This is a genomic window from Maribacter sp. (genome assembly GCA_020629415.1).
Lineage (GTDB): Bacteria > Bacteroidota > Bacteroidia > Flavobacteriales > Flavobacteriaceae > Maribacter > Maribacter huludaoensis.
Genome location: JAHDDL010000004.1, coordinates 23,849 through 32,125 on the forward strand (window position 1 = coordinate 23,849; position 8,277 = coordinate 32,125).

Annotated in this window: 4 protein-coding genes; all 4 read left to right on the top strand. The window is 34.8% G+C overall.

Annotated features, from left to right (window positions below):
* Positions 1 to 116 precede the first annotated feature (116 nt).
* Positions 117 to 2,057 (top strand): polysaccharide biosynthesis protein, encoded by a 1,941-nt coding sequence (locus QZ657_RS02780; RefSeq protein WP_291964840.1) that lies wholly within the window; start codon positions 117 to 119, stop codon positions 2,055 to 2,057.
* 35 nt (positions 2,058 to 2,092) lie between these two features.
* A complete protein-coding gene (locus QZ657_RS02785; RefSeq protein ID WP_291964842.1) occupies positions 2,093 to 2,863 on the top strand; it encodes a polysaccharide biosynthesis/export family protein in 771 nt (256 codons plus the stop codon).
* Between the two features lie 20 nt (positions 2,864 to 2,883).
* Entirely contained in the window at positions 2,884 to 5,262 is a 2,379-nt protein-coding gene (locus QZ657_RS02790) for a GumC family protein (RefSeq protein WP_276473062.1), read from the top strand.
* Positions 5,263 to 5,450: 188 nt separating this feature from the next.
* The coding region (locus tag QZ657_RS02795) for a galactose oxidase-like domain-containing protein (protein WP_291964844.1) at positions 5,451 to 8,277 on the top strand (2,827 nt) is incomplete at its 3' end.

Consider the following 8,277-nt stretch of genomic DNA (forward strand, 5'->3'; position numbering starts at 1 on the left):
TATCAATCTGTTAGACGATGATAAATGCGAATTAAACGAATTTAAATAGGTTTTTTTTATTTTGAAATAATCCCATTTTATATTCGTATTCCACAAGTCCAATAAAAAACAACATAATGACCTACTTTAACTTATCTAATAATATAAATCGATTTGCATCTAAATGGATAGTTCTTGCTATTGACATTTTAATGATCGGTATTTGTTTTATATTATCTTATTGTATAAGATTTAATTTGACATTCAACTTTGACGTTAATCAATTATTGGTTCAATTACCGGTAGTTTGCTTGATTACGGCAATTTCATTTTTAATCATTGGTTCCTACAAAGGTGTTATAAGACATACAGGTGTACGTGATGTCTATAATATATTTAATGCCGTTTGTTTGTCAAGTATTTTGTTGATAACCATGGTGTTGATCAATAAGGAGCTGAACATTTTTGAAAACTTCACCATACCTCTTTCCATTATAATTATATATAGTTTACTTTCTTTTATAGGTTTAACGGCTTCACGTTTTGCATTTAAGTCTATGTACAATGCCGTATTGACCAAGGACATAAAATCTCACAAGAATGTGATTATTTATGGTGCAGGGGAGTCTGGTATCTTAACACACAATGCTTTGACCCAGAATACGGTAAACAAAGTTAGAGTTTTAGGTTACATTGATAATGATAATAAAAAGGTTGGTAAGCAGATAAACGGAATTGATGTTTTTAGTAGAAGAATTCTAACGGAGGAATTCATATTGAAAAATAACATCAGTGAAATTATTTTTTCCATCAATAAAGGAATCTCACAAAAGAAATTGAGGATTTTGGTTGAGAGATTGGTTGATTATCCTGTTAAGGTTAAAATAGTTCCACCTGTTGAAGATTGGATAAATGGAGAGCTTAAAGTATCACAAATTAAGCAAGTGCAAATTGAAGATCTTCTGGATAGGGCACAGATCAATATAGATAACAGTAAAATAGCCAATGAGCTTAAAGACAAAACCGTTTTGGTTACAGGTGGTGCAGGATCTATTGGTAGCGAGCTGGTTAGACAAATTTGTACCTACGATTACAAGTCGTTAATTGTAATTGATCAAGCGGAATCTGCGCTTTATGATTTGCAACAGGAGCTAAAACAAAATGGCTTTCATAATTTTATTCCTATTGTAGGCGATGTTAGAGATAAAAATAGATTGAATTCAATTTTTGAAGAACATAAACCGAATATGGTATTTCATGCCGCAGCATATAAGCATGTGCCGTTAATGGAGTACAATTCTTATGAGGCTATAAAAATAAATATTGCCGGAACAAAAAATATTTCTGACCTGTCTATCATGCATGGAGTGGAGAAATTCGTTTTTGTATCTACGGACAAGGCGGTGAACCCAACTAATGTGATGGGAGCTAGTAAGAGAATTGCCGAAATGTATATTAGCTGTATGCAACAAGAAGGCAAAACAAAATTTATTACCACCAGATTCGGTAATGTTCTAGGGTCTAACGGATCTGTAATTCCATTATTTAGAAAACAAATTGAAAAAGGTGGTCCAATTACACTTACACATAAAGATGTTACAAGATACTTTATGACCATACCTGAGGCTTCACAATTAGTTCTTGAAGCTGGTTCAATGGGGCAGGGAGGAGAAATTTTTATCTTTGATATGGGTGAATCTGTTAAGATTTTTGATTTAGCCAAAAATATGATCAAATTATCTGGGCTGAACTACCCTGAGGATATTGATATTAAGATTACCGGATTAAGACCGGGCGAAAAATTATATGAAGAACTTTTGGCCAATGGAGAAAGTACGATGCCAACTTATCATAAAAAAATAAAAATTAGTAAGGTAAGAGCTTTGGATTATCCATTAATTAGAACTAGAATTGATGAATTATGTATTACCAATATGTTCTTTGCAGGAGATCCAGTGGTTCTAATGAAGAAGATAGTACCAGAGTTCGTGTCAAATAATTCAGAATTATGTAAGCATGATGATGCGAACAAAACTAATGAAGAAATGGCGCCAGCATTAAAAATCGTAAAATCTTAAATAGTTAATCAACCTTTTTATTATACAATCTAGACATGATCAGAAAATCAGTAGTTAAACTTTGCAGTTTATTTATCATTAGTTCTTTACTTTTAGTTTCTTGTGCATCTAAAAAAGATGTCGTTTATTTTCAAAATGCCGGTGATTATGAGACGATAGTTTCAGATAATTCACACACCAATAAGTTTAAGATAGATGATGTGATCAGTATAAATGTTTCTACTTTAGATCCACAGGCCAGTATGCCGTTTAATTTATTTAAAGGTGCTGAAGAAGGTGGTTTTCGTCCGGAGCAATTAGATTATATCATTGATAAAAATGGAGATATTGATTTCCCTGTACTTGGAGCTATAAAAATTGTTGGTCTTTCTCCTGAAGAAACAAAACAACTATTGACTGAAAAATTAAGTAATTATTTAAAGGATCCTATCATCAATATTAGATTAAAGAACTTTACCATATCTGTTCTAGGAGAAGTAGCTAGACCAGGTACGTATCCTGTTAATGGAGAACAGATTACTGTATTGGAAGCTATTGGATTGGCAGGAGATTTGACAATTAAGGGTATACGCCAAAACGTTATGGTAATAAGAGATTTTAACGGTACGAAGGTTTATACCAGAATAGATTTGACACAAAAAGAATCTTTGAACTCACCGGTTTATTACTTGACCCAAAATGATATTGTTTACGTTGAACCAAATAAATCTGCAATTACTTCTTCTGCATTGGATAATCGTGCATCAATTTGGGTGTCTATAGCATCTGTACTGATTACATCTACAGTCTTGGTACTAACTAGGTAATAATATTACTTTTTAATTTTATGGAAAAAAATAAAAGAATTTCTCTAGGAGATAGTTCTGATCTGTCAGACCTGATTAAAGGATATTCTAAACATTGGAAATGGTTTTTATTATCGGCCATTTTCTTTTTAATGCTTGGGGTTTTGTATTTACGTTATGCTACACCTAAATACAAGGCAGCTGCAAAAATTCAAATTCTTGAGGATAAATCTGCTTCGTCAGAATTATCGGTATTTTCAGATTTGGACTTTTTAGGTAAAGGTCAAAATAATGTTGAAGATGAATTGGAGATTTTAGGGTCTCGTTCAAATTTGGTCGAAGTTGTAGATAATTTAGATTTGAATGTTGTTCTGACCGAGTTGGGTAATGTAAAGAGTAGGGAAATATACTCGAATAAGCCATTTAAGGTTAACTTTTTAGAAAATGATTCTATTGTAAATAATTCTAAATTAGAGTTTTTTGTAGAAATCTCAAATTCAACAACATTCGGTTTTAGCTTGGATAGAGATACGCCTTCTAAAATTTACTCTTATGGAAAAAATATTCCAACGGAGATTGGTGATATTGTAATTACGCCCAATTTACCTTATTTCAATAATTATAAAGATAGCCAGATAAGAGTTTCGGTTAGTCCTTTATATATGGTTGCAGAGTCTTATCAAGATAAGATTGTGATGAGTCCGGCTACAGAATTTTCAAATATTCTTAATATATCACTTGAAGATGCAAATCAAGAAAAAGCAAAAGATATATTGAATAATTTAATTGCTACTTATAACAACAATGCCATAATTGATAAAAAGGCAATAGCGGATAAAACCTCTACTTTTATCAATGAAAGAATTAAGGAAATTTCTTCCAACTTAACTACTGTCGATCAAACTGCACAAGATTTTAAAACGTCTAAAGGTGTAACCGATATACAAGGCGAGGCAAACATAGCTTTAAATGTTGGGGCGGCCAATAGACAAGAATTGGAAAATGCCAAAACGCAATTGAATATTGCCAGTGGTATGAAAGAATATGTTAATTCTGAAACCGGCTATGAGGTATTGCCTTCAAATGTTGGTCTTTCCGATCCAACTATTGCAAATACTACGGCAAAGTATAATGAATTGGTTTTAGAAAGAAACAGATTACTTAAGAGTGCCGATGAACAAAACCCCATGATTGTTAATTTAGACCAACAACTGGATGGATTAAAACAAAGTATGAAATCTAGTTTAAACGGTATGGAACGTAATCTGGGTCTTCAAGTAAATAGTTTGTCGAGCCAGATGTCTAGAATTAACTCTAAAATATATTCAGCTCCTAAAAATGAAAGAGAGTTTAGGGATATTACAAGACAGCAACAAACTACAGAATCTCTTTATCTATACTTATTGCAAAAAAGAGAGGAGTCTCAAGTTACTTTTGCATCTAGTTCTCCAAAATCAAAGGTTATCGATTACGCCTATCAGGTGGGCGATGCGCCAGTTTCTCCACAGCGACCTAAAGTGTATTTAGCATTTTTGTTTGTAGGTTTATTATTGCCTTTTTCTGTAATATATGCCAACCAATTGATGGATAATAAGATTCATAACAAGATATCATTGGAAAAACTAATCAATGAAGTTCCTATTTTGGCTGAACTTCCTAAGATGGGGCGTAAAGAAGAAATGTTAATTAAGACTGATGATCGTTCAGTACTTAGCGAGTCTCTAAGAATATTAAGAACCAACTTAGATTATTTAATAAAGTCTAAAAGTGACAAAAAGAACAATGTTATTTTTGTGACTTCTAGTGTCCCTGGTGAGGGTAAAACATTTATATCTTCTAACCTATCAATGATCTTTGCCAATACTAATAAAAAGGTTTTATTAATAGGTGGTGATGTTAGAAACCCTAAATTATATACGTATTTTGCACAGAAAGATGTAGATAAAATAGGTGGACGTTCAAGGGGTAATGTAGATATAGGTTTATCTGAATATCTTCATGATCCCAAGATTCAAACTAAAGATATCATTAACTCAATGTTAGTGCATTCAACTACTTTTGATGTTATTTATTCGGGTAAAATACCACCAAACCCTGCCGAGTTATTAATGGGTGATAGAATGGAAACCTTATTGTCCGAAGTATCTGAAATGTATGATTATGTTATTGTGGATACGGCACCGATAATGGTAGTTACCGATACTATGTTGATAACAGACCTTGCAGATCATATTATATATGTAACTAGAGCTGGGGTTACTGAAACAAAAGTATTGGAGTATCCGATCAACCTATGGGATCAAGGTAAGTTAAAAGGACTGGCATTTGTTGTCAATGATGTAAAAGAATCTAACCTTGGTTATGGTGGTAAATATGGTTATGGCTATGGAAAATCTGTTAAAAAATGGTGGAAGTTTTAAATACGTAAAACTTTGTCAACACTTTTAGTAAACTCAATTAGAATAATTTATATATCCTCGCAGTTCTTCTGCGGGGATTTTTTTTGTTCATCGTGTAATAGTGTAGTTCATCGATAATTTATAATAAAAAAATACAATAATTAAATACTATGCTTTCTTTTGTAATTCCCCGATTATAAAAGAACAATATGTGTAAATATCATTCAAATTGGGGGCGTTTTTCAATTAGTTTTATCTTCTTATTTTATATTTCCTCTTGTTTTTCACAAGCCTTAAATGAAGTTGGTGAATGGGGCAACCCAATTCCATTTGAAATTGTTCCTGTAGCTGTGGCAAATCTTCCGGATGGTAGGCTGTTAACATGGTCTTCCCAGTTTCCTAATACTTTTGATGAAATAGGTGATGGCTATACATATACAGAACTATTTGATCCTAGCGGTAATAATGGATTAGGAAGTGCTTTAGGTATGACCTTGACAGATACGGATCATGATATGTTTTGTCCTGGTATTAATAATCTAGCGGATGGACGTATACTATCTGCCGGTGGTACTACGAGCGAACGTACTAGTATTTACGATCCTAAAACCAATCTTTGGACACGTGCCGCCGACATGAACATTCCACGTGGTTATCAAGGTAATGTTACACTTTCTAATGGAGCGGTATTTACCATTGGCGGTTCTTGGAGTAATGGTGCCGGTAATAATGGTGGCAAAGCAGCCGAACTATGGTCTCCTGAATCTGGATGGATCAATCTTCCTGGCATCACTGGTGAAAGTATCTATAATTCTAATGATCTTAATTTGGAAAGCCAAACAAACCCTTTATATAGGGTAGATAATCATGTTTGGCTATGGCCGGCACCTAATGGAAAATTATTTCATGCAGGTCCTAGTGAAGAAATGCATTGGATAGATTTAGATGTGCCGGGTGGCTCTATAAGTTCTGCAGGATTTAGGGCAGATGATACATATTCAATGAAAGGGACTACCGTAATGTTCGACATTGGTAAAATTTTAAAAGTTGGTGGTGCCACTTCTTATGGTGAGAGTTACAATAGTACTACGCCAGCAAAAAATAATTCATATGTTATAGATATAGATGTACCCTATCCTCAATCACCAACGGTTATTAGTGCAGGCCATTTGTCTGAAAGTAGAACAATGCATAATAGTACGGTTTTGCCCAATGGTCAAGTTTTAGTTACCGGTGGTCTTGATAGGGGAGCAGTATTCACAGATGTGGGCGCTCGTCATGTAGCGGAACTCTATACACCGTCTTTAAACGGGGGTTCGGGTACTTGGGAAACCGTTGCGGAGATGCAGGAGGCCAGAACCTATCATAGCGTGGCCATTTTAATGACGGACGGTCGCGTTTTTGTTGGTGGCGGCGGTCTTTGTGATAATCTCTTAAATGGATGTAACAACCATTTTAGTGCCGAGATTTATAGCCCTCCTTATTTATTTGATTCTTCAGGCGATTTAGCTGTAAGACCTATCATTTTCGATGCTCCGGAAAGTTCAGATTATAATTCAAGCATTACGGTTACGGCTAGTACAGGAATCACTGAGTTTAGTCTTGTTCGGTTTTCTGCTGCTACCCATTCAACAAATAACGAGCAAAGAAGAATTCCGGTTAGTTTTACGGGAAATGGTACTTACAATATAACTATTCCGAACAGAGAGCTTTTGCCTCCAGGATACTACATGCTATTTGGCCTTGACCATAATGGTGTACCAAGCAAAGCCGCTACCATTAAAATTGGTTCCGCCCTTTCATTGGAAATAGCCAATGAAAATTTAATTGTTGATATGCAGTTTGAGGATGTAAGTGGAAGCAATGCATTGGATAGTAGTATATATCGTAACGATGCATCTATTGTTGAATACGATGATCAAGGAAGCCCAGTAGCTAATGCTGGAAATTATAGTTGGACATCTGGCATTATTGGTGGCGCTATCGAATTCAATGGTCTTGAACACAGCAGTAATGCGTTGATCGATATTCCTAGTTCAGCATCTTTACAATCGTTGGATGAACAAATAACGGTTATGGCTTGGGCTTATAGAAATTCTGCCGGTAGTACTATACCCGAAACTGGAAAAGTAGCAAACGTAGGTCTTTTTAGCCATGATTATGTAAGTACCTTATTTTTTGGCTTTCATAACACATTATATAAATGGGCCTTTGTAACCAATAACGGACCGGTAGATCTTTATGCTGGGCGTGCTCCAATGGATACTTGGGTACATATGGCGGCAACCTATGATGGTAACACCGCCAAACTTTATGCGAATGGTAAATTGATTGCATGGAAAGAATTAAGTGGTACCATTCCTTTTAAAGATGATGGAAGCTTACAATCGCATTTTACATCTTCTGGTTTTTATGATGAGAGAATTGCTGCTGAATTGCCAAGCTATGCTAATGGAAGTGGTATAACCGATGAAATAAACGGTAAAATTGATGAGCTTAAAGTCTTCAATAAAGTGTTAGGTGAATCTGAAATAAATGAATATTATCAACAGGGTATCAATACGGGTAATCCAGATGTTGTAATCTGTACTACTGAAGATATCATTGCTCAATATCGTATAGGCATCAATGGTAATTGGCAAACAGGAAATGCATTAAGTATAGAAGAAGGTGTGGATATTTACCTTAGGGCTCAAACTCCAAGCAATCAATATTATATTACTACTCCTCAAGAAAACGGACCTACATTCAATTCTAGAGGTAGTGAAAGCTATGTATATAAAATAGATACCGGAGTATTTCAAGGGAGCAATCCAAAAAGAAATGACGGTTTAATCGATATTTCTAATCAAGGGCAATTTGTGATGACTACAGCGAATGGTTGTGCTACCGTTTTTGATTTGCAAGTAATTATAGTCGATGAAACAGATGGTTGTTCTAACCAATTGAAAAATGATTCGGCCGGCATCGTGCTGCCCTCCGGAACTATGGTCGGCGGTCCCGATACGGTATCGGGCACCTCGGATGTCACGAACG